Genomic DNA, 24,178 nt, shown 5'->3' on the forward strand with positions numbered 1-24,178 from the left:
CCATGGCCGATGTGCTGGTCTGCATCAAGCGGGTGCCCGACGTCGCGGGCGAGGTGCTGCTGACCCCCGACGCGCAGGCGGTCGACGCCCGCTACGTCGGGTTCACCGTGAGCGCGCACGAGAACTGCGCCGTCGAGCTGGCCGAGCGGATCGCCACGGCCACCGGCGGCACCGCGACCGTGCTGACCCTGGGGCCCGAGGCCGCGGTCGAGCAGCTCCGCGCCGCCCTGGCCGTCGGCTGCGCCGCGGCCGTGCACATCGACGCCGACCCGGTCGGCTACGGGCCGGTCGACGTCGTCCGGGAGATCGCGGCCGTCGTGGAGACGCACGCCGCGGAGGGCCGCACCCACGACCTGATCCTGCTCGGCAACGACGCCGCCGACACCGGTGACTTCCAGGTCGGCGTCCGGCTCGCCTACGCGCTGGGCCGGCCGGTGGTCAACGGGGTGCGCACGATCGAGGTCGACGGCGGCGTGGCGACGGCGCGCGGCGACGGGCCGGACGGCGTCGAGACCTTCGCGGTGCCGCTGCCCGCGGTCGCCACCGTGCTCGAGGGCGGCGTCGAGCCGCGCTACCCGTCGGTCGTCGGGCGGATGAAGGCGAAGAAGATCCCGATCGAGACCGTGGCGCCGCGGCACGAGCCGCGCGGACCCGGCCGGGTGCGGCTCACGCTGCCGCCCGCCCAGCCGAGCACCGTCGAGGTGCTCGGCAGCGGACCGGACGCGGCACCGTCCGTGGTCGACCTGCTGCAGCGCATGGGGGTGACCCGGTGATCCTCACGCTGGTCCAGACCGACGGGGGCGGGGCGACGGAGGTCTCGCTGGAGGCCGTCACGTTCGCGCGCACCCTCGCGAAGCGGACGGGCGGCCCGGTGCACGCCCTGGTGATCGGACCGCTCCCCCAGGAGCTGGTCGACCAGCTCGCGGGTTACGGCGTCACCGAGGTGCACCACGCCACCGGCGAGGCCTTCTCGGCCTACGGCGGGGCCGCCTGGGCGGCCGCCGTGCAGGCCGTGGTGGCGGCTGCGGACCCCGACGCCGTCGTCGCCCCGGGGTCACCGCGCGGCCTCGAGGTCATGGCCCACCTGGCCGCGCGCCTCGACGTGCCGATGGCGGCCAACGTCGTCGGCCTGGGTGAGGGCGACGGCCAGGATGACGGCGAGGGCGGGACCGGTGCGCTGCGGCTAGTCCGCCAGGTGATGGGCGGGGCGGCGCTCGAGGAGATGCTCCTCCCCCGGCGCCCTGCGGTGCTGACGGTCGCCGGTCACGCGGTCGAGGCCGAGCAGGTCCCGCCCGTGCCCGCGGCGGTCCGTGAGTTCTCGCCGGAGGTCGCGGAGGCGGACCTGGTGACGCGCGTCGTGTCGACCGAGCCCGCCGAGCCGGACCTGTCCGGTGCGCTCACCTCGGCCCGGGTGGTCGTGGGCGCCGGACGCGGGGCCGGCGGCGCGGACGGCTTCGGGCACGTCGCCGAGCTGGCCGAGCTGCTCGGCGGGGCGCTCGGAGTCTCCCGCGTGGTGACGAGCATGGGCTGGCGCCCGCACCACGAGCAGATCGGCCAGACCGGGAGCCGGATCTCCCCCGAGCTCTACATCGCCTGCGGCATCAGCGGCGCGATCCAGCACTGGGCCGGCTGTGCGAGCTCGAAGACGATCCTGGCGGTCAACACCGACGAGAACGCGCCGATGGTCACCAAGGCGACCTACGCGGTGATCGGTGACATGCACGAGGTCGTCCCCGCGATCAATGCCGAGATCCGGCGACGTCGAGGCTGAAGGGAACTGCGCGATGCCGACACCGACCTACGCCGAGCTGACCACCGCCCTGCGCAGGCTGATGTCCCCGTTCAGCGTGGAGATCACACCCCGCGAGGCGGCGGCGCTCCCGCCGCTGACCGAGCACCTGGCGACCGGGACGGCCGTCTACCTCACCTTCCTGCCGCACCACCCGTGGAGCGAGACGGTGGCGGTCGCCCGGGCCGTCCGGGCGGTCGGGATGCGTCCGGTGCCGCACCTCGCGGCCCGGGCGGTGCCCGACCGGTCCGCCCTGCGGGGCATGCTGGCCGACCTCACCGCGGCCGGGGTCGAGGACGTCCTGCTCCTCGCCGGGTCGCTGACGACCCCCGTCGGGGAGTTCTCCGAGACGGCGCAGATCCTCGATTCGGGTCTCCTCGAGGAGGCCGGGATCCGTCGCGTCGGCATCGTGGGCCACCCGGAGGGGCATCCCGACGTCGACGACGACGAGCTGTTCCGGGCCCTCGTCACCAAGTGCGGTATCGCCCGGGCGCGCGGGTTCGACCCGACCATCGTCACCCAGTTCTGCTTCGCCGCCGACCCGATCGTCGCGTGGGAGCGGCGGATCCGGGCCGCGGGCGTCGACGTGCCCGTCCACGTCGGCCTGCCCGGCCTCACCTCACCCGCCCGCCTGCTCCGCTTCGGCCTGAGGTGCGGCGTGGGGCCCTCCCTCAAGGTGCTCCGCCAGCAGGCGGGAGGGGTGCTCAAGCTGGCGACCTCGCCCGTCCACCATCCCGACGCGACGCTGCTCGGCCTGGCCGCGGCCGCGGCGTCCGACCCCCACAGCCTGCTGCGGGCAGTGCACTTCTTCCCGTTCGGCGCGCTCGTACCCACCGCCGCCTGGGCCGCGGACATCCGCGACGGCAGGTTCGAGGTGGACGAGCGCGACTGCCTGCGGGTGACCGCCTGACGCCCCTGCCACGACCGAGGAGACCGTCGATGATTCCGCGTGACCTGCAGATCGCACAGACCGCCTCACTGAAGCCGCTCGACGACGTGGCCGCCGCCATGGGCATAGGGCCGCACCTGCTCGAGGCGTACGGCGAACACGTCGCCAAGATCAAGCTCGCCGCGATCGAGGACCTCGCGGACCGGCCCCGCGCGAAGTACGTGGTGGTGTCCGCCGTGACGCCCACCCCGCTGGGCGAGGGCAAGACCACCACCACCGTCGGCCTCGGCCAGGCACTGTGCCAGACCGGGCGGCAGGCCACGGTGGCGATCCGGCAGCCGTCGATGGGCCCGACCTTCGGCATCAAGGGCGGGGCGGCCGGCGGCGGCTACAGCCAGGTGATCCCGATGGACGTGCTCAACCTGCACCTGACCGGGGACTTCCACGCCGTGACCGCGGCGCACAACCTGCTCTCGGCCGTCCTGGACAACCACCTCTTCCAGGGCAACGCCACCGGCCTCGACCCGCACGCCATCACCTGGCGCCGGGTGCTCGACGTCAACGACCGCGCGCTGCGCAACATCATCGTCGGGCTGGGCAGCGGGACGGACGGGATCCCCCGCCAGACCGGGTTCGACATCACGGCGGCCAGCGAGGTCATGGCGATCTTCGCCCTCGCCCGGTCGCTGCAGGAGATGCGGGAGCGGTTCGGCCGCATCGTCGTCGGCTACACCCGGCAGGGCGCGCCGGTCACCGCGGAGGACATCGGCGGCGCCGGCGCCATGACGGTGATCATGCGGGACGCGCTGAAGCCCAACCTCATGCAGACGCTGGAGAACACGCCGGTCCTCGTGCACGCCGGCCCGTTCGGCAACATCGCCCACGGGAACTCGTCGGTGGTCGCCGACCTCATCGGCATCCACGGCGGCGACTTCCTCGTCACCGAGGCGGGGTTCGGGGCCGACATGGGCGCGGAGCGGTTCTTCAACATCAAGTGCCGGGCCTCGGGCCTCACCCCGGACGCCGCGGTGGTCGTGGCGACGGTGCGGGCGCTCAAGGCGCACTCGGGGCACCACCGGATCGTCGCGGGCCGGCCGCTGCCCGAGGCGCTCCTCGCCGAGAACCCGGACGAGGTCCACATCGGCGGTGCCAACCTGCGCAAGCAGATCGAGAACATCCGGCTGCACGGCGTGTCGCCGGTCGTCGCGATCAACGCCTTCCCCGGCGACCACCCCTCGGAGCACGCGGCGATCGCCGAGATCGCGCAGGAGATGGGCGCGCGGGTCGCCGTCTGCACGCACTTCACCGAGGGCGGGCGTGGGGCCCGGGACCTGGCCGACGCGGTCGCCGAGGCCGCCGACGAGCCGACCGGGCCGGACGGCGGGTTCCGCTTCCTCTACCCGGACTCGGCCGGTCTCGAGGAGAAGATCGAGACGATCGCGACGAAGGTCTACGGCGCCGCCGGGGTGGACTACGACCGCGCCGCGGCACGCCAGCTCGCGACGTACGAGGCGAACGGCTACGGCCACCTCCCCGTCTGCATCGCCAAGACCCACCTGTCGCTGTCGTCCGACGCCTCGCTCAAGGGGGCACCCACGGGCTGGCGCCTGCCCGTCCGGGAGGTGCGGGCCTCCGTCGGTGCCGGCTTCATCTACCCGATCTGCGGTGACATGCGCACCATGCCCGGCCTCGGCGCCACGCCCGCCGCCCACCTGGTGGACATCGACGGGGAGGGCAACATCGTCAACCTCTCCTGAGCGTCACGCGAGTGCACGCCGGACGTCCTCGCGGACCCGTGCGGCCCGGCGGAGGAGGTCGTCGACGGGGCCGACGGCGGCGGCGAGGCGTTCGGCCTCGGCGGCACCGCGACGTGGGGCGATGTCGGCCTCGACGTTCGTGCGGCTGATGCTCAGCGCCGCGGCCGCGGCGTCGGCGGCCGCGGCCACGTCCCCGAGGAGAGCCCCGCTCCCGACCTCGACCATCCGCTCGCACAGCCCGACCAGCTCCGCGCCGACCCCGACCAGCTCGGCCGGCGGGCCCGCGGCGACGAGGAGGGCGTCGGCGATCGCCTCGGCCCGCCGCGCCCGCTCGACCTCGGTCGCGCGGGGCAGCGTGTAGGCGGCGGCGACCTCGTCGACGGCCCCGAGGTCGGCCTCGGCCAGGCGCAGCGCCGTCTCCTGCAGCTCCTCGGCGCGCGCGAGCACGCCCCGCGCGACGTCGCCCACCGGCGGATCCCGGTCGACGCGGAACCGCGCCACCATGATCAGCAGCGCCGCGGCCTGGGCCACGTTGAGCGCGGCGACGGCGGCGCCGGCGGGCGTCGGGTTCCGGGCCGCCAGGCGTGCGAGGTACGCGTCGATGCTCCAGCTCCGCACACCGCCACGCTAGTGCCGTCGACGTCCGCGCAGGTACCGGCGCCGACCGCCGCCATTGCGATGGTTGGCGGTCGCCCTCGACCCCCGACAGCGGGAGCCTGTGTGGCCTACGTCACCGCAGGCGACCGTCGAAGGGAGTGCCAGGACGATGGGGAACTACTACTCGGAAGAGATCCACGGCCCGCACGAGTACCTCGATCTCGGCGACTTCGAGCTGGCCGGCGGGATCACGCTGCCGAACGCGCGGCTCGCCTACAAGACGCGCGGCACCTTGAACGAGGCGAAGGACAACGCCGTCCTGTTCCCGCACATGTGGTCCGGGACGTCCGCGTCGATGGAGATCTTCGTCGGCGAGGGCCGTCCGCTCGACCCGTCGAAGTACTTCATCATCTTCCCGGGGCAGTTCGCGAACGGGTTCTCCTCCTCGCCGAGCAATACGCCGCCGCCGTTCAACGGCGGCGCCTTCCCGCACGTCACGATCGGCGACGACGTGCGGGCACAGCACCGGCTCGTGACCGAGGTCTTCGGGATCGAGCGCCTCGAACTCGTGCTGGGCTGGTCGATGGGCGCCGAGCAGACCTACGAGTGGGCCGTCCGGTACCCGGACATGGTCAAGCGGGCGCTGCCGTTCGCCGGCACGGCCAGGACCACCGCCCACGACTACCTCTTCGTGCGCTCGCACGAGGATGCGCTGAAGTCGGACCCGGCATGGGACGGCGGGTTCTACAAGGACCAGAGCGACGTGCACGTGGGCCTGCGCCGCCACGCGCAGACGTGGTCGGTGATGGGGCTGTGCCCGGAGTTCTACAACTCCGAGGCCTACCGGGCCTACGGCTTCTCCTCCCTCGAGGACTTCCTGCACCGGTTCTGGGACAACTACTTCGCGCCCATGGACCCGAACAACCTCATCTGGATGGGGTGGAAGTGGCGCCACGGCGACGTCAGCCAGCACACGAACGGAGACCTGGCCGCGGCGCTGGGACGGATCACGGCCAAGACGTACGTGGTGCCGTTCTCCCGGGACATGTTCTTCCCGCCGGAGGACTGCGAGGCCGAGCAGCGCCTGATCCCGAACAGCGAGTTCCGCGTCGTGGACTCGTTGTGGGCCCACTTCGCGATGTTCTGCATCGCCGACCGCGACCGGGAGCAGATCGACACGTGCATCGGCGACCTGTTGAAGGAGCACGTCGACTGACTGGCCGCGGGGTTCCTCAGGCGAGCGCGCGCCTGAGGGCGTCGAGGCGGCCCGCCCAGATCCGCCGGGACAGGGCCGCGTCGGGCGCGAACGTCTCGCTCGCGTGGTAGGCACCGGGGTGGACGTGCAGCTCGCACGGCACGCCCGCGGCCATGAGCCGCTGCGCGAACGCGATGTCCTCGTCCCGGAAGAGGTCGACGGTGCCGACGTCGATGTAGGCGGGCGGCAGGCCCGCGAGGTCCGCGGCGCGGGTGGGCGCGGCGTACCCGTCGGCCTGCCCGCCCCCGAGGTACCAGGCCCAGGCCTCCTCGTTGCCCGCGCGGTCCCAGATGCCCACGTCCAGGATCTCGTGCGTGGACGGGCTCGTGTTCGTGTCGTCGATCATGGGGTAGATCGGCATCATGAACCGCAGCGGCGGCCCGCCGCGGTCCCGAGCCAGCAGGGCGGTGGCGATGGCGAGCCCGCCGCCCGCACTCCCGCCGTAGAGCACCAGCCGGTCGGGGTCGACGCCCAGCTCGTCGGTGTTCTTCCCCATCCAGGCCAGGACGGCGTAGCAGTCCTCCGCCGGTGCGGGGTGCGGGTGCTCCGGGGCGAGCCGGTACTCGACCGACACGACGACGGCGCCGAGCGCGTCCGACAGCATCGTCGCCGTCGGATCCTCACCCGCCACCGAGCCCAGGACCATCCCGCCCCCGTGGATGTAGAGGATGCCGGGGGCCGCACCGGAGGCGCGGACGGGGCGGTAGATCCGGACCGCGACGTCCGGCGCCCCGTCGGGACCGGGGACGGACCGGTCCTCCTTGGCGACGTCGGGGTTGTCCGGTACCTCCACCGACGCCAGCATCTCGGCGACGGCGGCCCGCCGCGCCACGATGTCCGGGATCGCGTTGAACCCGCCCGGCATCGCCTCCAGCAACGCGGTGAGGGGGACCAGGGACTCGGGGTCGATCGACGACGAGCGTGACATGGGGCCTCCGTACTCTCGGTTGTTCGGGGTGGGCGCTCCGGCCGGGCCGGGGACGACGTCCTCAGCCGGCCTGTTCCGCCGCGCCCTTCAGCTCCTCGTCGATCGCCTCGACGACGTAGTCCATGCCGGCGTCGGCCCCCGGCAGGGCGCCGATCATGGTGAAGAAGCCGTGCATCTGGCCGGTGAACCGCCGGTGCCGGACCGGGACGTTCGCCTTGAGCAGCCGGGTGGCGTAGAGCTCGCCCTCGTCGCGCAGCACGTCGTGCTCCGCGGTCAGGATCACCGCCGGGGGGAGCCGCAGGAAGTCACCGCGCAGGGGCGCGGCGTCGGGGTGCACCCGGGACAGGGGATCCGGGGCGTAGTGGTCCCAGAACCAGATCATGCTGTCGCGGCCGAGGAGCAGCTGGTTCTCCGGGTCCTGGTAGGTCGTCGTCGCCAGGTCGCAGTCGGTCACGGGGTAGACGAGGACCTGCAGGGCAGGTACCGGCCCACCCGTCCGCACGGCCCGCTGGGCGACGACCGCCGCGAGGTTGCCCCCCGCGCTGTCCCCGGCGACGATCACCGGCGCCGGCCCGCCCACCAGGTCGTCGAGGTGGTCGAAGGTCCAGCGCAGCGCGGCCCACGCGTCGTCGACGGCGGTCGGGAAGCGGTACTCCGGTGCCATCCGGTAGTCCACCAGGACGACGACGCAGTCGGTGCGGGCGGCCATCGTCCGACCGAGCGGCTCGGCCTCGTCGATCCCCCCGATCACCCAGCCGCCGCCGTGGTACCAGACGATCACGCCCCGCGGGTGCTCGGACGGGGTCAGGATGCGGACGGGCACCGCTCCCCCGCTGACGTGCACGCGCGTGTCGCGGACCCGGTGCACCGACGGTCCCGGGCCGGTCTGCTCGCTGAGCGTCGCCGTGAAATCGCGGGCCTGCTCGGGGGTCATCTCGTGCAGCGGTTTCGCGTCGAGCTGGGCCAGCTGCGCGAGCAGGCCCGTCGTGGCCTCGTCGAGTGCCATCGTGTTCCTCCTTCTCGGATCGTCGGATCCGCTCAGACCAGTGCCCTGCCCGCATCGAGCTCGAAGCCGACGTAGCCGTCCGCCGCGACCTGGTCGCACTTGTCGCGGTAGACGCCGACGCCGCCGACGTAGGGCAGGAACAGGCGCGGCTTGCCGGGGATGTTGGCGCCCATGTACCAGGACGCGGCCCGCGGGTAGAGCGTCCCGGACGCGACCTCCTGCACGTGGTCGGTCCACTCCTCGGTGGCGTCCGGGGTCGCCTCGATCCGGTCGACCCCCCGCTCGCGCAGGTGCAGCAGGCAGTCGCCGATCCATTCGGCGTGCTGCTCGGTGGACACGGGCATGTTGCTGAGCACCGAGGGGCTCCCCGGCCCGGTGATGGTGAACAGGTTCGGGAAACCGGGTACGGCCAGCCCGAGGTAGGTGCGCGGGCCCTCGGCCCAGGCGTCGGTCAGCGGGCGCCCGTCCCGGCCGGTGATGTTCAGCGCCGTCAGCGGACCGGTCAGCGCGTCGAAGCCGGTCGCGTAGACGAGGATGTCGAGCTCGTGTAGCTCGTCGCCGGTCCGGATGCCCTGCTTCGTGATCTCCTCGATCGGGGACCGCCGCAGGTCGACCAGCGTGACGTCGGGGCGGTTGAAGGTGACGTAGTAGTCGGTGTCCAGTGGCAGCCGCTTCGTCGCGATCGGGTACCCCGAGGGCTTCAGCTTCTCCGCCACGTCGGGGTCGTCGACGATCTCGTCGATCTTCGACCGCACGAAGTCGGCGGCCGTGGCGTTGGCCTGCTCGTTCGTCAGCAGGTCGTTGTAGGTGCCGAGGGAGAACAGGAACCCGCCCTGCTCCCAGGTCGTCTCGTACCGGGCCCGCCGTTCCTCCTCCGGGACCTCCAGCGCCGACACGTCCGTGGCGGTGTAGGGGACGCCCGCCATGGAGTGCCTCGCGCGCCGGCGCCACTCCGGGTAGTTCTGCTTCCACATCTCGACGAACCGGGGGTCGAGCGGCCCGTTGGCGGCGGGGATCGTGAACTGTGCGGTCCGCTGGAAGACCGTGAGGTGCCCCGCCTGCTTGGCGATGACCGGGATCGCCTGGATCGCCGAGGCACCGGTGCCGATGATGCCCACCCGCTGACCGGTGAAGTCGACGGGCTCGTGCGGCCAGGCACCGGTGTGCAGCGACCGTCCGGCGAAGGTGTCGGCACCCGGGATGTCCGGGGTGTTCGCCGCGGACAGGCACCCGACGGCCGTCACGACGAACCGGGCCGTCCACTCGTCACCGCCCTCGCTTCGCGCGGTCCAGAGATTGGCCTCCTGGTCGTAGGACAGGCCGTTCACCCGGGTGTCGAAGGTGAAGTCCTTGCGCAGGTCGAGCACGTCGGCAACCCGCTCCAGGTAGCGGAGGATCACGGGCTGCTCGGGGTACCGCTCGAGCAGCGGCCACTCCTGTTCCAGCTCCGGCAGGAACGAGAACGAGTAGTACATGATCTCCGAGTCGCACCGGGCTCCCGGGTAGCGGTTCCAGTACCAGGTGCCTCCCGGCCCGGAGCCCGCCTCCAGGCCGTGCACCGAGAACCCCTGCTCCCTGAGCTTGTGGACCATGTGCAGGCCGGCGAACCCGGCCCCGATCACCAGGACGTCCAGGGGGCCCGGGCCGGAAGTGCTGTCGCTCATGGTTTCTCCTCGTCAGTCGTGCAACAACCTGCGGATGGCCGTCAGGCTCTCCGCCGCCATCCGCCTCGAGACGGTCGCCTCGGTGACCAGCGACGATCCGTGGAAGGTCCCGGGGAAGAGGTGGAGCTCGACCGGCACCCCGGCCTGGCTGAGACGTTGCGCGTAGGCGATGCCCTCGTCCCGCAACGGGTCGAACTCGCACACGTCGACGTAGGCGGCGGGCAGGCCGCGGAGGTCCGCCGCGCGCGCGGGTGCGGCGTACTGGGTCGGCTCCTGGCCGTCGAGGTAGTAGCGCCACGACAGCTCGGCGTTCGGCCGGTTCCAGATCGGGGTGTCGGTATAGAGCGTCATCGAGTGGCTGTCGAGCCGGTCGTCCAGCTCCGGGATGCTCAGGTACTGCATCCGCAGCGCGGGTCCGCCGCGGTCCCGGGCGAGCAACGCCACCGCGGCGGACAGGCCGGCCCCCGCGCTGCCGCCCCCGACCCCGATGCGCCGGGGGTCCACCCCCAGCTCCGGGGCGTGCGCCGCGAACCAGCACAGCGCCAGGTAGCAGTCGTCGAGCCCGGCGGGAAAGGGGTGCTCCGGGGCGAGGCGGTACTCCACCGACACCACGACGACGTCCGCCTCGGCCGCGATCTCCTGGGCCCGCCCGTCCTCGCCGTCCATGCCGCCGACGACGAACCCTCCACCGTGGAGGAACAGGAGACCCGACAACGGAGCGGGCCGCCGCGCCGGCGTGTAGATCCGCACCGGCACGTCGGGAGCGCCCCCGGGAGCGGGCAGCGTCCGGTCCTCGATGACCAACGGCTGCGACGGCGTGTACTGGGGCACCTGGCGCACCTGCTCGGCCAGCTCGGCGCGCGCCGCGACCGGGTCGGTGATGTCGAAGGTCGGCATCATCGGTATCCAGGGCGCGAGCTCGGGATCGAAGCGATACGTCATCGGAACGCTCCTCGGCGATGGGCGGCGACGTCGGTCTGCCCGCCGACACGAGCATGGTCGGCACGGGACCACGTGTCATGGGTCACGTGGCGACGATCCGTCCCGTCCGTGCGCCACATGGCGGCCGAACGGCACCGTGGCTCAAGCGAGATCGGCCGAGTCACGGAGCCTGCGCAGGACGAGCGCGAGCATCAGCCGGGACCGTGCGTAGGGCTCGGCGAGCGTGAAGCCCAGCACCTTCTCGGCCCGGGTCACCCGGTGCGCGACCGAGTTGTGGTGCAGGTGGAGGATCGTCGCCGCGCGGCGCATCGACTCGGTGGAGGCGACGACCTCCAGCGTGCGCAGCAGCTCCTCCCCCGCGGATTCGCCCGCCAGCTCGTCCAGGGCCCGGACGTCCGCCACCTCGTTGATCGCCTCCGGCGGCATGCGCTCCGCGAGCGCCCCGAACCCGCCCAGGTCCGGATAGCGCACCGCGACCGCCTCGTCGAGGGAGTAGGGCGGGTGATCGCGCCGGCTCGGCAGTGCGTACCGCAGGGCGATGCTCGCCTCCCGCCACGCGGCGGGCAGGGACGCGGCGGGATGCGGCGAGGCGATCCCGACCCGGGTGCCGGTGGGCACGCTCAGGTCCTCGGGAAGGGGCGGGCCGACAGCAGGGCGTGTGCCATCCCCACCGAGGCCCGGGCGAGCAGCGGACCCGCCGACGCGGCGAGGGTGTCGACGAGCCCCGGTGCGCCCTCGGCGGCCATCGTGTGGACCAGGCCGGTGGGCGTGAGGCCCAGCCGGGCCAGCGCCCGCCGACGCCGTGTCTCGTCCGCCGCGGCATCGACGGCGAGGCGGAGCAGCGCCGGCGCGTCCATGTCCTCGACGTCGCGCTGCCGCCGGCTCAGCGCGACGGAGGTGGCCAGGGCGAAGCGCTCGAGCAGCAGATCGTCCAACGGGAGGGGCGTCCCGAAGCGCTCGACCCAGATCTCGTGGTCCACGGGCACCGGGCGGACCCGGGCCCAGATCGGGGGCGTGCCGTCGTGCACCGGCGTGTCGACGTCGGCCCGGCGCCCCTGCGGGGTGTCCGTCCGCCGGAGCCCGACCGCACACCCCGCCAGCGCGGCGGTGCGCTTGAGGACGACGTCGACCCCGGCGCTCTGCTCGACCAGCACGTCGAAGAAACCGATGACCCGCAGGGCGCTCGCGGCGTCCGCGTCGAGTGCGGACAGTCGCAGCAGCAGGCCATACACGACGATCAGGTTAGGTGCCTCACACCCGGCGGGGAAGGCGGCCGAACGGCAGCGGGCCGCTGCGTCGCTGCTCCCTCGGGCAGTCGGGCGACGGCGACGTGGCGCGGGCGCAATCACCCATGCCGTCCCCTTCTTCTGGGAGACTCCTCGCGCAGGTGGTCCGAGACCCTGCAGGAGGAGCGACCGATGGGAAGCACGACAGGCCGCCTCGTCGTCGTGACCGGCGCCGCCGGCGCGCTCGGCCGAGCCGTCGTGGCCGAGTTCCGTCGCGGCGGGCGCGACGTCGTGGCCCTGGACCGGCCGGGCGACCCCCTCGACGAGATCGGCCGGCTCGACGGGGTCCACCCGGTGGCGGCTCAGCTGTCCCGACCCGACGACGTGGCCGCGGCCTGGAAGACGATCGACTCGATCGGGACGCCGGACGTGCTGGTGGCCCTCGCCGGCGGCTTCCGCCCCAGCTCGCTCGCCGACCTCACCGAGGACGTCTGGGACGCCATGTGGCAGTCCAACGTCGCCTCACTGGTGTGGTGCGCCCGCGAAGCGGCGGCCCGGTTCGCCGCGGCGGGTGGAGGCGCCATCGTCACCGTGGGCTCCAAGACGGCCGTGGGCGGCGCGGCCCCCGTCGCCCACGCCACGAGCAAGGCGGCGGTGGTGCGGATGACCGAACTCCTGGCCGAGGAGCTCCGCCCCCAGGGGATCCGGGTCAACGCGGTGCTGCCCTCGGTGATCGACACCCCGGCCAACCGCACCTGGATGTCCCCGGACCTCGCCGCCCGCGCCGTGAGCCCGGAGGCGATCGCCCGGGTGATCGCCTTCCTCGCCGGTCCGGACGCCGCCCCGATCAGCGGGGCCCGGATCCCGGTCTACGGGGACGCCTAGCGGGAGGGGCGGCACGGTGGCACCGGCTTCCCACGGGACGAGAACGATCACGTCGATCGACGTGCACTGCGAGGGCGAGGTCGGGCGGGTGCTGCCCGGCGCCCATCTCCTCGTGCGCGGCACGACGTGGTCCGAGCGCCTGCGCTGGTGCGAGACGGAGCTGGAGTGGCTCCGTCGCCTGCTGCTGCGCGAGCCCCGCGGGCATCCGTCGATGTGCGGGGTGCTGGTCCTGCCGCCGCTGGACCCGACCGCCGACGTCGGCATCATCATCCTCGAGCAGGGCGGCTTCCGGCCCATGTCGGGCGCCAATGCCATGTGCACGGTCACCGCGCTGCTGGAGACCGGCAGTCTGCCGTCGACCGAGCCGGAGACGGTCGTCCGGATCGACACGGCCGTCGGCCCCGTGGAGGCGACCGCCCGGGTCGAGGGCGGTCGCGTGCGGTGGGTTCGCGTGCGCAACGTGCCCTCGTTCCCCATGGCCCTGGACCGGATGATCGCGGTGCCCGAGTACGGGACGGTCGCCGTGGACGTCGCCTTCGGCGGCCAGGTCTACGTCATGGCCCGCGCCGCCGACATGGGCGTGGCCCTCGGCCCCCGGCACGCCCCGGCGATCATCCGCGCGGGCACGGCACTCCTCGCGGCGGCCCGCGAGCAGGTTCCCGTCGCGCACCCGGACCGGCCGGACGTCACCACGATCGACCTGGCCCTGCTCCACGGGCCCCCCGACTCCCCCGACGTCTCGGGGCGCAACAGCGTCGTCATGCCGTGCGGCCGGATCGTCCTCGACGATCCGACGTCGTGGGCGGGAATCCTGGACCGCTCGCCCGGCGGCACCGGTACCTCCGCGCGGATGGCCGCCCTGCACGCCCGCGGCGAGCTGGGACTCGGAGTTCCGTTCGTCCACCAGGGCGTACTCGGCACCACCTTCCGCGGCGTGCTGCACGAACGCACCACCGTCGGCGGTCAGGAGGCCGTCGTGCCCTCGATCCAGGGCCGGGCGTGGATCACCGGCCACGTCCAGCACGTCCTGCAGCCCGACGACCCGTTCCCGACGGGTCTCACCGTCGGCGACATCTGGAGCCCGGTCCAGGACTGAGAACCCATCGGCCTCGAAGCCGAGGCCCCTTCCGACGGGGGCAACCCGCCGGTTCCCTTCACAGCGGTGCCGCCGCGCCGGCATCACCGCAGGCCGGACCATTGACGCCGCCCCGAGCCGGCATTACATTGCTCAGGTATATCAGCGACATGTCACGCCGCTGTGAAGGGTGTCCGCCTATGAAGGACGTCGTCATCGTCGGGGGCGGTCTCGCGGGCCTGAGCGCCGGTTGGAGGCTGCGGCACTGGGACACGGTGCTGCTGGAGTCCGACAGCCGGGTCGGCGGCCGCATCCGCTCCGAGCGGCGGGGCCGGTTCTGGCTGAACTGGGGCGGGCACGTGTTCGCCGGCTCCGGATCGTCGACCGACTCCCTGCTGTCCGAGGTGGGCATCACCGCGGCGCAGGTGCCCGGCTCGCTGGCGGGCGTGGCGATGAACGGCAGACTGCTGATCTCTGGTCCGGTGCAGGCCTACCCGTTCCGGATCCCGATGGCGTTGTCCTCGCGCGTCGCGCTCGTCAGGGCCGGCATGAAGGTCAGCGGGCAGGTGCTGCGCTACGCCCGCATCGTGCGCCGGCGCCCCGGGGAGGACCCGGGCATCCGGCAGCAGCGGATCTACGACTTCGAGAACGACCGCAGCTTCCAGGACTTCGTCGGCGACCTGCCCGAGGACGCGGGAGCGCTGTTCTACCCGACGGTGACCCGCTCCGCCGCGGACCCGCACGAGATCGCCGCCGGTGCCGGGATCGGCTACTTCAGCCTGGTGTGGAACATCGGCCAGGGCCTGAACCGGAACATCGTGGGTGGCCCGTCCACCCTGACCCAGACCATCGCCGCTGCCCTGGGCGACCGCGTGCAGCTCGACGCCCGGGTCGACGAGATCGTGCACACGAAGCGGTCCGTCGTCGTCCGGTACCGGCAGAACGGCAGGGACCAGGAGGTCGAGGGCCGCTGCGTCGTCCTCGCCACGCCGGCCACCGTGAGCCACCGGGTCGCGGTCGACCTTCCCGACGACATCCGCGAGGCGCTCGGCAAGGTGGTCTACGGGCCCTATGTGAGCGCCGCGTTCCTCACCGACGAGTCCACCCCGCAGCCGTGGGACGCCGCGTACGGCATCGCCACCCCCAAACGGTCGTTCAACATCGTGCTGAACCAGGCCAGCCTCGTCCGGGGCAGCGAGACCGCCCGGCTGCCGGGCAGCAGCATCATGACCTTCTCCCCGGCCGGCCTGGCCCGCACCCTGCTGCCCAGGACCGAGGACGAGATCCTGCGCATCTACACCCACGACCTCGACCAGGTCCTCGGCAGCGGTTTCGGCGCCTCGGTCGTCGAGGCGCAGGTCCAGCGCTGGGAGACCGGTGCGCCCTACTGCTTCCCGGGGCGTGGGGCGCTCCAACCGACCCTCACACGGCGGGGCTGCCGCGTCATCCTGGCCGGTGACTACCTCGGGACGCTCTACACCGAGACGGCGATCTCGACCGGCTTCTCGGCTGCACAGGAGGCCGCGAGCCTGCTCGCCACCGAGCGCCAGCAGCGCGCGGTCCACAGCCTTCCGCTGGCCGCCGGCGGACGACCCTGAAGGAGAAAGAGATGACACTGCAGCTGGGCGGCGTTCTGACCGCGCTCGCCACCCCCTTCACCGCCGACGGCGCGCTCGACGTGGCGCGCCTGCGGGCCGTGGTGGACCGCTCGATCGCCGGAGGGGTGCACGGCGTCGTGGCGTGCGGCTCCACCGGCGAGTTCACCGCGTTGAGCAGCGACGAGCGCCGCCTGGTCGTCGAGACGGTCGTGGACCAGGCCGCCGGCCGGGTGCCGGTGGTCGCGCAGACCGGCGCGACGAGCACCGTGGAGGCCATCGCACTCTCCCGGCACGCGCAGTCGGTCGGCGCCGAGGTGGTCATGCTCGTGGCCCCCTACTACGAGCCGCTCTCGGTCGACGAGACGCTCACCTACCTGCGAACGGTCGCCGGATCGGTCGACATGCCGGTGATGCTCTACAACCTGCCGGTGGCGACCGGGGTCGACCTGGACCCGGACACGGTGGGCATGCTCGCCCGCGAGGTCGAGAACATCCGCTACATCAAGAACACGACGGTCGACATGGACCAGTCGGCCCGGCTGATCCACAACCACGGCGACGTCATCTCGACCTTCGTCGGCTGGGACAGCCTGCTCCTGTCGGCCCTGTCCGAGGGTGCCGCGGGCGTGATGGCGGGGACGGCGAACGTCGTGCCGAGCGAGCTCGTGGCTGTCTACGACGCGGTCAGCGCAGGCGACCTCGAGCGAGCCCGGAAGACCTGGTCCCAGATCTACCCACTGATCGAGGCGATCATGGCGCAACCGTTCATCGCGGCGGTCAAGGCGGGCATGGCGGCGGTGGGCTTCCCCGTCGGCGCGCCGCGTCCCCCGGTCGCCGAGCTCGACCCCGCCGCGGCCGCCCGGATCGCGCACCTGGCGAAGACCGCGACCATGGAGACGATGGCGACGGCGACGACGGCGACGATGATGGGGATCAGCACCGAGACCGGTCGGCCGGCGGTGCGCCGAGTACGCACCGGGGGAATCCTCCGGGAGGGCGACCTGCCCCCGGGCGGGCACTTCATCGACGGCGCCTTCCGACCCGGGAGGTCCGGGACGTCCATCGACGTGGTCGACCCGAGCACCGGTGCCACGATCGCCCGGGTCGCCGAGGGCACGGCCGAGGACACCGACATCGCGGTGGCCGCCGCGTACGCCGTGAAGGACGCGTGGGGCGGGCTGACGCCCAAGGAGCGTTCCGAGCTGCTGCACCGCGTCGCCGACCGGGTCGCCGAGCACGCCGACCTCCTCGCCCGGCTGGAGTCGGCCAACACCGGCAAGCCGTCGGCCGTCGCGCAGGACGACGTCGCCCAGACCGTCGACACCTTCCGCTTCATGGCCGGGGCGCTGCGCGCACCCACGTCGGCGGCGGCGGGGCACTATGCGGAGGACCACCTGTCGGTCATGCTCCGCGAGCCGCTGGGCGTGATCGGCGTCGTGACCCCGTGGAACTACCCGCTATTGATGGGCGCCTGGAAGATGGCGCCGATCCTGGCGGCGGGCAACACCCTGGTCATCAAGCCGTCGGAGCAGACCCCGCTCACCACCCTGAAGTTCGCCGAGCTCGTGGCCGACATCCTGCCCGCGGGCGTGGTCAACGTCGTGACCGGCTACGGCCCGGTGGTCGGTACCCGGCTCGCCGAGCACCCCGACGTCGCCATGATCGCCCTCACCGGTTCGGTCCACAGCGGTAAGGCCGTGGCCCGCGCCGCTGCCGAGTCGCTCAAGCGCGTCCACCTGGAGCTGGGCGGCAAGGCGCCGGTGGTGATCTTCGAGGACGCCGACCTGGCGGCCGCCGCGACGGCCCTGCGCGCCGCCGGCTACTGGAACTCGGGCCAGGAGTGCGGGGCCGCCTGCCGGGTGCTGGTCCACGAGTCGGTGGCGGACGAGTTCTCCCGGCTGCTCGTCGACGAGGTCTCCTCGATGGTCGTCGGTGAGCCCGGCGCGGGCGACGACGTCGAGATCGGGCCGCTGACGTCGAAGGCCCACTTCGACCGGGTGACCGGCTACCTGGAGCGCGCCCGGGCGGAGGGCGTCCGCGCGGCCGTCGGCGGCGGCCCGCTGGAGGGTGACGGCTACTTCGTCGCTCCGACCGTGCTGGTCGACGTGCCCGGCGGCGCGGAGTGCGCCCGCGAGGAGATCTTCGGCCCGGTCGTCACCGTCGAGACCTTCACCGACGAGGACGAGGTGATCCGCCGCGCCAACTCGGTCCCCTACGGCCTGTCGGCCTCGGTCTGGACCAAGGACGCCCAGCGCAGCCACGACGTCGCCGGGAAGCTGGACGCCGGCACGGTGTGGGTCAACGCGCACCTCGTGCTCGCGAGCGAGGTTCCGTGGGGCGGGTTCAAGGGGTCCGGATACGGCCGCGACCTGTCGATCTACGCGCTCGACGACTTCTCCCGCACCAAGCACGTCATGCACAACGTGGCGCGCTGACGGTCCGAGGGGGCCTCACGCACGGGTGGCGAGAACCGTCGAACGCACCTCCTCGGAGAAGCCCCGGAGGTGCTGTTCGGCGGCCATCCGCGCGGCGAGCGCGTCACGTCGCACGATGGCCTCGACGACCGCCCGCTGGCTGCGGACGGCCTGGGCGACCGCCAGGTTCTCCCGCAGGCAGAAGTTCCAGATGCGCAGGGCCAGGTTGGCGTACTGGTTCAGGGTGGCCTCGAGGAACTCGTTGCGGGCCGCGGTGTAGATCGCGCGGTGCACCCGGGCGTCGAGCTCGGTGTGGTCGGCGCGTTCATGGCCGCCGTGCTCCAGGTCGTCGAGCAACGCCAGGAGCGTCCCGTGCTCCTCCTCGGTGGCCCGCTCGGCCGCGAGCGCCGCCGCGAGGCCCTCGAGCTCCACGCGGATCTCGGTCAGCCGGGCCTCGTCGGCGATGTTGATCCGGGAGACGAAGGTCCCCCGGCGGGGATAGGTGACGGCGAGCCTCTCCAGCGTCAGCCGCTTGAGCGCGTCGCGGATCGGGGTGAGTCCCAGTCCGAGGGAGGCACTGAGCGCCTTCTCGTCCAGCGGAGCCCCCGGCTGCAGGCGGACGGCGACGATGGCGTCGCGGATCTGGCGGTAGGCCTGATCCACCAACCGCTCCCGCCCGAGACTGGCGGGACCCGTGTCGACGGACCTGCTCATCGTTCCTCCCGGAGCTCTGCCTGACGACGACAGCGTAATCGGCGGGTCCCGTCGGACGGTCAGGACGGCAGCGGCAGCTTCGCGGTCCGGCCACCGTCGAGCACCACGATCTCCCCGGTCAGGAAGCCGTGTTGATCTCGTGCGGACACACGGCGTTGACGCGGATCCCGTCGGGCGCATGGTCGCGGCCCAGGCTCCTGGTGAAGGAGGCCACCGCTCCCTTGCTCGTGCGGTAGGCGAGGTGACCCGGCCCCGGGTAGACCCCCCACACGGACGACGTGTTGACGATCGCCCCTCCCCCACGCTGCTTCATGGCGGGGATGGCCGCTCGAGACAGGTAGAACATGGCCGTCAGATTCACGTCCAGGGCGGCGTGCCACATGTCGTCGGACGTCTCGAGGATGGTCCCCCGAGGGATGATCCCGGCGTTGTTGAACAGGATGTCGACGCCGCCGAACCGTTCCACGGTCTCCGTGACCACCCGCTCGCAGTACGCCTTGTCCCGGAGATCGCCGACGACGGAGCCGATCGCCCCGCCCGCGGCCCTGATCTCCTCCTCGACCGCGCGACAACCCTCCGCCGACACGTCGGCCACCATCGCGGCAGCACCGTCCCGCGTCAGCGTGCGCACCAGCGCCCTGCCGACACCTCCCGCGCCCCCCGTGACGATGGCGACCTTCTCCGAGAACCTCACGCTGCTCCTTCCCCGGTCACGCCGCCGAGAGCCGTTCGTCGTGGGGCGCACGGCTGAGGACCTCCACACCCTCGGACGTCACGAGCACCTGCTCCTCGAGCTTGAGCCCCTCGTCCTCGCCCTCGACCCCGAGGTAGGCCTCCACGCCGAAGACCATCCCGTCCTCGATCTCGCCGGCGTGGTGGTCCTGGAAGGCGAGGATCGGGTACTCGTCGCTGAGGCCGCTGCCGTGCGCGATGAAGGGGTAGCGCTCGGCGTGGTAGGCCGCGGGTAGGCGGCGGCTCAGCCGCTCACCGACCTCGTCGAACGCGGCCCCCGGCTTCAGCTCGGCGATGACGTCGGCCAGGAACGCCTGCGCGTCGGCGTAGAGCCGGCGCTGCCGCGCCGTGGGCTTCGGGGAGCCGACGAGGTAGGTGCGGGAGAGATCGGCCAGGTAGCCGGCCGGACCGACGAGGTCCGTGTCGAACGCGACCAGGTCGCCGCGCTGCAGGGGACGGTCACTCGCCTCGCGGAACCAGGGGTTCGTCCGCGGCCCGGACGACAGCAGGCGGCACTCGGCGAACTCCGCGCCCAGCGCGAACGCCCGGCCGAGGAGCCGGCCCCACGCCTCGTTCTCGGTCATCCCCGGGCACAGCGCCTGGTACAGGTCGGCGACGGCGGCATCCGCGACGGCCACCGACCGGCGGATGAGCTCGATCTCCTCGGCTCCCTTGACGGCCCGCGCCTGCTCCACCGCCAGCTGTGCCGGCACGAGGTGCATCCCGGCCCCCTGCAGGGCGAGGAACCCGTACGCGTCGAGCCGGTCCACCCCGATGCGTTCGTCGGCGATCCCTCGGTCGCGGAGCGCACGCATCACGTCCGCCGCGAACGCGGCAGCCCGGTCGCCGGCCTGCTCCCCGGCGCCGAACGCCGACCAGCCCGTCGCGGCGCGAACCTCGATGCGGGGATACGGGGAGCGGAGCTCGGGTGGCGCCGAGGCGTACTCCCACAGCACCGGCTCCCCCTCCGCCGGCACCAGCAGGTAACGGTCGATCGCATGCATCGTCCACACCGGCATGATCGACGTCCCGGACGCGTACCGGACGTTGACGGGGTCGGCCAGCAGGGCGGCGGCGATGCCGTGCCGGTGCAGGGACGCGCGCAGCCGGAGGAGCGCGCACTGCACAGCCCCTTCGGCGAGCAGGGCATCCACCTCCGGCCAGGTGCTACGCGCCTCGGGCGAGGCCACCACGGGCCGCCTCGTCGGCTTCGGCCTGCCCGATTCGCGCGACCACCTGGTCGTCGTCCGGCTCACGCTTCCCTCCAGCCGCTCGCTCCTGCCGATTCCGCCGACGCAGCAGTGAGGGCTGAGTCGTCGCGCGGTAGGGGAAGGGAATGAGCCCCGCAGAACGACCACGATTCGTGCGTCTCACGATCCACGCCTGATGCCGCCGACGACAGGGCCCGGCTGATCGGCGTGCACCCATCAGCCGGGCCCTCCGGCTCACCTCGATCGTGAGGTCAGCTGTTCGTCCCCTTGAACCAGGCGTCGACCACCTGCTGGTTGTCGGCGACCCACTGCTTGGTCGCCGTCTCCTCCTGGCCCTTGCCGGCCTCCTGGATCTTCAGCATCAGGCTGGAGAGCTGCTCGGGAGTGATCTTGAAGTTCTTCAGCCAGCCGGCGACCTCGGGATTGGCCTCGCTCCATCCCTTGGTGGCGATGATCGTCATCTGGTCGGGCGGGCCCCAGGCCCCCTGCGGGTCCTGCAGCACCTTGAGCGGGTAACGGCTGAACGCCCAGTGCGGCTGCCAGAGCGTCACGACGACCGGCTGCTTCTGCTTGATGGCGGAGTCGAGCGTCGCGAGCATGGCGGGCGAACTGCCCTCGACCAGGGTCATGCCCTCGAGACCATAGGCCGGGATGATCTTCTCGCGCATTGCCTTCATCTCGCCGGCCCCGGCCTCGATGCCGACGATGCGGTTGTCGAGGTCGGCGGCGTGGGTCTTCACGTCGGCGATGGTGTTCACGTCGCTGACGTAGTCCGGCACGACCAGGGTGTTCACGCCGTCCTGCCAGGTCGTGACCTTCTCGAGCTGGTTCTGGAAGCGGTCCCAGTACACGCCGTGGGTTTGAGGCAGCCATGCGTCGAAATAGAGGTCGATCTGCCCGTTGGCCACGCCGGTGAAGGTGCTCGCGATGTCGAGCTCCTGCATGTTCACGGTGTAGCCGTGCTGCTCCAGGAGCACCTTCCAGAGATTGCTCGCGGCGACGTCCTCGTCCCACCCGGCGACGACCGAGATGCTGACCTTCTTGTTGCCTCCACCGCCCGAGTTCGAGCTGCTCTTCGTCCCGCCGCTGAATGTCGTCGTCTGGCCGCTACAGGCAGTGATCGTGATGAGCAGGGCGACGAGACCGGCGAGCAGCGACGCACGGCGTGCGCGAGGCGAGCGGGGCATCTTCGATGACTCCTTCGTCATGACGACGCCAGTGCGGGCTGGTCGGTCTCGGTGGTGGTGGCGGACGGTGCGGGGGCCGGCTTGCGGGCCTTGGGGCGGCGCCGGCGGGGTTTGGCCAGAGCGGCGGTGAGGCGGTCGAGGTAGATGGCGAGGAACACCACCGCGATGCCGCCTTGGAAGCCGGCGCCGACGTCGAGGGTGCTGATGCCGCGGACGACGACCGCCCCGAGACCGCCTGCGCCGACCAGCCCGGCGATGACCACCATGGACAGCGCGAGCATGAGGGTCTGGTTGACCCCGGCCATGATCGAGGGCATGGCGAGGGGCAGCTGCACCTCGCGCAGCATCTGGCGCGGTTTGGCACCGAAGGCGATCGCGGCTTCGACGACCTCCTTGTCGACGTTGCGGATGCCCAGCTCGGTGAGCCGGACCGCCGGCGGGATCGCGAACACCAACGTCGAGATGACCCCCGGCACCACCCCGATGCCGAAGAAGAACACCGCCGGGATCAGGTAGACGAACACCGGCAGCGTCTGCATGAAGTCCAGCACCGGACGGATGACGCTGCTGACCTTGCGGCTGCGCGCGGCCCAGATCCCCACCGGTATACCGATGGCCACCGCGAACACGGTCGCCACCACCACCACGGCCAGGGTCTCCATGGCCTCGATCCAGAGCCCCATCGCCTGGATGAGCAGGAAGGCGATCAGCGTGAACAGACCGAATCCCCACTTGCGCTCCAGGAGCGCGAGCACGACGAAGATCGCCGTGAGGACGTACGGGCTCGGCGCCGTCAGCACGATCAGTACCGCGTCGAGCACGGCCAGCATCACCGTCGAGATGAAGTGGAACAGCGCGCCGAGGTTCGCGGTCAGCCAGTCGACCAGCGCACCGACCGGCGCCCCCACGTTGATGCTAGGCATCGGCGTTCTCCTTCTTGGGAGTGGCCAGCGCCTCGAGCAGGGTCGCGCGCGGAACGACGCCGACCAGCTTGCCGTCGGTGTCGGTGACGGCCAGCGGCACGCTGTTGCGGCCCACGAGCGTGCAGATGTCGCTCAGCGGCGCGTCCTCCCCGACCACCTTGTACTCGTTGGTCACGAGTTGCCCCACGGCCGCACGCTGGCGGCCCACCCCCGCGGCCAACAGGTCCGCGCGGGTGATCCCGGCGATGTGCCCCTCGTCGTCGAGCACGTAGGCGCCTACCCCCTCGACGTTGCTCAGCCGGCGCAGCACGTCCTGCGGGTCGTCCTTCTCGGTGGCGGTGACCAGCGGCTCCTGCATGATCGTGCCCGCGGTCAGCACCCTCGACCGATCCACATCGGAGATGAACTCGGTGACGTAGTCGTCGGCCGGGGCGTTGAGGATCTCCTGGGCGGTGCCGAGCTGCACCACCTTGCCGTTTCGCATGATCATGATCCGGTCGCCCATGCGCATGGCCTCGTTGAGGTCGTGGGTGACGAAGACGACCGTGCGGTTCAGGTCGCGCTGCAGCTCCATCAGCAGGTCCTGCATGTCGCGGCGGATCAACGGGTCCAGAGCGCTGAACGGTTCGTCCATCAGCAGGATGTCCGCCTCCGAGGCGAGCGCGCGGGCCAGCCCGACCCGCTGGCGCATCCCGCCCGACAGCTCCCCCGGGAGCGAGTCGCCCCAGTCGCCCAGACCGACGGTCTCCAGGGCCCAGTCGGCGCGCTCGTCCCGTTTCGCCGCGGATTCGTTGCGCACGTGCAGCGCATACGCGGCGTTCTCCCGCACGGTTCGGTGCGGGAACAACGCGAAATGCTGGAACACCATATTGATCTTTCGGTTCCGCAACTCGCGCAGTTCGGCCTCGGGCATCGTGGCGACGTTCCGGCCATCGATCAGCAACTCGCCGGACGTGGGCTCGATCAACCGGTTGAGCATGCGCAACACGGTCGACTTCCCCGATCCGGACAACCCCATGATCATGAAGAACTCACCCGGCGCGACCGAGAACGTCACGTCATCCGCGGCCGCCTTCGGCTCCTTCGAAACGTCGGAACCCTTGGCGCGCCGCCAACCACGGCGCGATGCCTCGGGCCCGCCGCGAGGGCCGTAGATCTTGGTCAGCGCAGTCGCCTTGATGGCGACCTCGACCTCTGAAGCTCCGGCCGAGACGGCCGGCTGAGCACTCCGCACCTGGGTGGTCATCGCCACTCCGTTCGCCGATGTTTCGCTATGCGGGACAGTAGTGCGATCCAGATCACAACCGTCATCCAGCGACAGATGTGTGTCAAGACAGACGACTTCTCTGTTGCGGAAGCGTCGCCGTTGCCGCACAGCGCTACGAC

Annotated in this window: 22 protein-coding genes; 9 read left to right on the forward strand and 13 right to left on the reverse strand. The window is 72.0% G+C overall.

Going from position 1 to position 24,178, the window contains the following annotated elements; translation table 11 throughout:
• Positions 1 to 2 precede the first annotated feature (2 nt).
• The 4 genes from LWC33_RS14795 to LWC33_RS14810 are packed head-to-tail and all read left to right on the forward strand — an operon-like array spanning position 3 to position 4,435.
• Positions 3 to 773 (forward strand): electron transfer flavoprotein subunit beta/FixA family protein, encoded by a 771-nt coding sequence (locus LWC33_RS14795; RefSeq protein ID WP_233304955.1) that lies wholly within the window; start codon positions 3 to 5, stop codon positions 771 to 773.
• Positions 770 to 1,771: an electron transfer flavoprotein subunit alpha/FixB family protein gene (locus tag LWC33_RS14800; RefSeq protein WP_233304956.1), complete on the forward strand. Its 1,002-nt coding sequence runs from the start codon at positions 770 to 772 to the stop codon at positions 1,769 to 1,771. The genes LWC33_RS14795 and LWC33_RS14800 overlap by 4 nt, the downstream gene beginning before the upstream one ends.
• Before the next feature lie 13 nt (positions 1,772 to 1,784).
• A complete protein-coding gene (locus tag LWC33_RS14805) occupies positions 1,785 to 2,699 on the forward strand; it encodes a methylenetetrahydrofolate reductase (RefSeq protein ID WP_233304957.1) in 915 nt (304 codons plus the stop codon).
• 29 nt (positions 2,700 to 2,728) lie between these two features.
• The gene (locus tag LWC33_RS14810; RefSeq protein ID WP_233304958.1) at positions 2,729 to 4,435 is read left to right on the forward strand and encodes a formate--tetrahydrofolate ligase; all 1,707 of its coding nucleotides are present in this window, start codon (positions 2,729 to 2,731) and stop codon (positions 4,433 to 4,435) included.
• Positions 4,436 to 4,438: 3 nt separating this feature from the next.
• Here the strand turns inward: LWC33_RS14810 and LWC33_RS14815 are convergent, their stop codons facing one another.
• Positions 4,439 to 5,053, reverse strand: a complete 615-nt coding sequence (locus tag LWC33_RS14815) for a cyclodeaminase/cyclohydrolase family protein (protein WP_233304959.1) — start codon at positions 5,051 to 5,053, stop codon at positions 4,439 to 4,441.
• A 148-nt stretch (positions 5,054 to 5,201) separates the two neighbouring features.
• Here LWC33_RS14815 and LWC33_RS14820 point away from each other — a divergent pair, with 148 nt between their 5' ends.
• Positions 5,202 to 6,248, forward strand: coding sequence for an alpha/beta fold hydrolase (locus LWC33_RS14820; RefSeq protein WP_233304960.1), 1,047 nt, complete (start codon positions 5,202 to 5,204; stop codon positions 6,246 to 6,248).
• 16 nt (positions 6,249 to 6,264) lie between these two features.
• On the opposite strand, the gene LWC33_RS14825 is transcribed toward LWC33_RS14820, so the two are convergent.
• The 6 genes from LWC33_RS14825 to LWC33_RS14850 all read right to left on the reverse strand — a co-directional run bounded on the left by LWC33_RS14825 (position 6,265) and on the right by LWC33_RS14850 (position 12,059).
• The gene (locus tag LWC33_RS14825) at positions 6,265 to 7,215 is read right to left on the reverse strand and encodes an alpha/beta hydrolase (protein WP_233304961.1); all 951 of its coding nucleotides are present in this window, start codon (positions 7,213 to 7,215) and stop codon (positions 6,265 to 6,267) included.
• Between the two features lie 61 nt (positions 7,216 to 7,276).
• Positions 7,277 to 8,221, reverse strand: coding sequence for an alpha/beta hydrolase (locus tag LWC33_RS14830; RefSeq protein ID WP_233304962.1), 945 nt, complete (start codon positions 8,219 to 8,221; stop codon positions 7,277 to 7,279).
• Between the two features lie 32 nt (positions 8,222 to 8,253).
• Positions 8,254 to 9,885 (reverse strand): flavin-containing monooxygenase, encoded by a 1,632-nt coding sequence (locus LWC33_RS14835; protein WP_233304963.1) that lies wholly within the window; start codon positions 9,883 to 9,885, stop codon positions 8,254 to 8,256.
• Between the two features lie 12 nt (positions 9,886 to 9,897).
• Positions 9,898 to 10,827, reverse strand: a complete 930-nt coding sequence (locus LWC33_RS14840; RefSeq protein WP_233304964.1) for an alpha/beta hydrolase — start codon at positions 10,825 to 10,827, stop codon at positions 9,898 to 9,900.
• A gap of 141 nt (positions 10,828 to 10,968) precedes the next feature.
• Positions 10,969 to 11,445 carry a helix-turn-helix domain-containing protein gene (locus tag LWC33_RS36015; protein WP_233304965.1) on the reverse strand — a complete coding sequence of 159 codons (477 nt, stop codon included), beginning with the start codon at positions 11,443 to 11,445 and terminating at the stop codon, positions 10,969 to 10,971.
• A 2-nt stretch (positions 11,446 to 11,447) separates the two neighbouring features.
• Entirely contained in the window at positions 11,448 to 12,059 is a 612-nt protein-coding gene (locus LWC33_RS14850; RefSeq protein ID WP_233304966.1) for a hypothetical protein, read from the reverse strand.
• A 186-nt stretch (positions 12,060 to 12,245) separates the two neighbouring features.
• On the opposite strand from LWC33_RS14850, the gene LWC33_RS14855 reads away from it, so the two are divergent.
• From LWC33_RS14855 to LWC33_RS14870, 4 genes are all read left to right on the forward strand, one after another.
• Positions 12,246 to 12,938 (forward strand): SDR family NAD(P)-dependent oxidoreductase, encoded by a 693-nt coding sequence (locus LWC33_RS14855; protein WP_233304967.1) that lies wholly within the window; start codon positions 12,246 to 12,248, stop codon positions 12,936 to 12,938.
• A gap of 16 nt (positions 12,939 to 12,954) precedes the next feature.
• Positions 12,955 to 14,034 carry a proline racemase family protein gene (locus tag LWC33_RS14860; protein ID WP_233304968.1) on the forward strand — a complete coding sequence of 360 codons (1,080 nt, stop codon included), beginning with the start codon at positions 12,955 to 12,957 and terminating at the stop codon, positions 14,032 to 14,034.
• 179 nt (positions 14,035 to 14,213) lie between these two features.
• The gene (locus tag LWC33_RS14865; RefSeq protein WP_233304969.1) at positions 14,214 to 15,611 is read left to right on the forward strand and encodes an FAD-dependent oxidoreductase; all 1,398 of its coding nucleotides are present in this window, start codon (positions 14,214 to 14,216) and stop codon (positions 15,609 to 15,611) included.
• A gap of 11 nt (positions 15,612 to 15,622) precedes the next feature.
• Positions 15,623 to 18,046: an aldehyde dehydrogenase family protein gene (locus tag LWC33_RS14870; protein ID WP_233304970.1), complete on the forward strand. Its 2,424-nt coding sequence runs from the start codon at positions 15,623 to 15,625 to the stop codon at positions 18,044 to 18,046.
• Positions 18,047 to 18,061: 15 nt separating this feature from the next.
• On the opposite strand, the gene LWC33_RS14875 is transcribed toward LWC33_RS14870, so the two are convergent.
• From LWC33_RS14875 to LWC33_RS14900, 6 genes are all read right to left on the reverse strand, one after another.
• Positions 18,062 to 18,739, reverse strand: a complete 678-nt coding sequence (locus LWC33_RS14875; RefSeq protein ID WP_233304971.1) for a GntR family transcriptional regulator — start codon at positions 18,737 to 18,739, stop codon at positions 18,062 to 18,064.
• Positions 18,740 to 18,857: 118 nt separating this feature from the next.
• Positions 18,858 to 19,433, reverse strand: a complete 576-nt coding sequence (locus LWC33_RS14880) for an SDR family NAD(P)-dependent oxidoreductase (protein ID WP_233304972.1) — start codon at positions 19,431 to 19,433, stop codon at positions 18,858 to 18,860.
• 16 nt (positions 19,434 to 19,449) lie between these two features.
• The gene (locus LWC33_RS14885; RefSeq protein WP_233304973.1) at positions 19,450 to 20,664 is read right to left on the reverse strand and encodes a M24 family metallopeptidase; all 1,215 of its coding nucleotides are present in this window, start codon (positions 20,662 to 20,664) and stop codon (positions 19,450 to 19,452) included.
• A gap of 269 nt (positions 20,665 to 20,933) precedes the next feature.
• Positions 20,934 to 21,869 (reverse strand): glycine betaine ABC transporter substrate-binding protein, encoded by a 936-nt coding sequence (locus LWC33_RS14890; RefSeq protein ID WP_233304974.1) that lies wholly within the window; start codon positions 21,867 to 21,869, stop codon positions 20,934 to 20,936.
• 17 nt (positions 21,870 to 21,886) lie between these two features.
• Positions 21,887 to 22,792, reverse strand: a complete 906-nt coding sequence (locus LWC33_RS14895; RefSeq protein WP_233304975.1) for an ABC transporter permease — start codon at positions 22,790 to 22,792, stop codon at positions 21,887 to 21,889.
• The gene (locus LWC33_RS14900; protein ID WP_233304976.1) at positions 22,785 to 24,038 is read right to left on the reverse strand and encodes a quaternary amine ABC transporter ATP-binding protein; all 1,254 of its coding nucleotides are present in this window, start codon (positions 24,036 to 24,038) and stop codon (positions 22,785 to 22,787) included. The genes LWC33_RS14895 and LWC33_RS14900 overlap by 8 nt, the downstream gene beginning before the upstream one ends.
• Between the last annotated feature and the right edge of the window lie 140 nt (positions 24,039 to 24,178).

This window comes from Pseudonocardia terrae, assembly GCF_021343995.1.
Lineage (GTDB): Bacteria > Actinomycetota > Actinomycetes > Mycobacteriales > Pseudonocardiaceae > Pseudonocardia > Pseudonocardia terrae.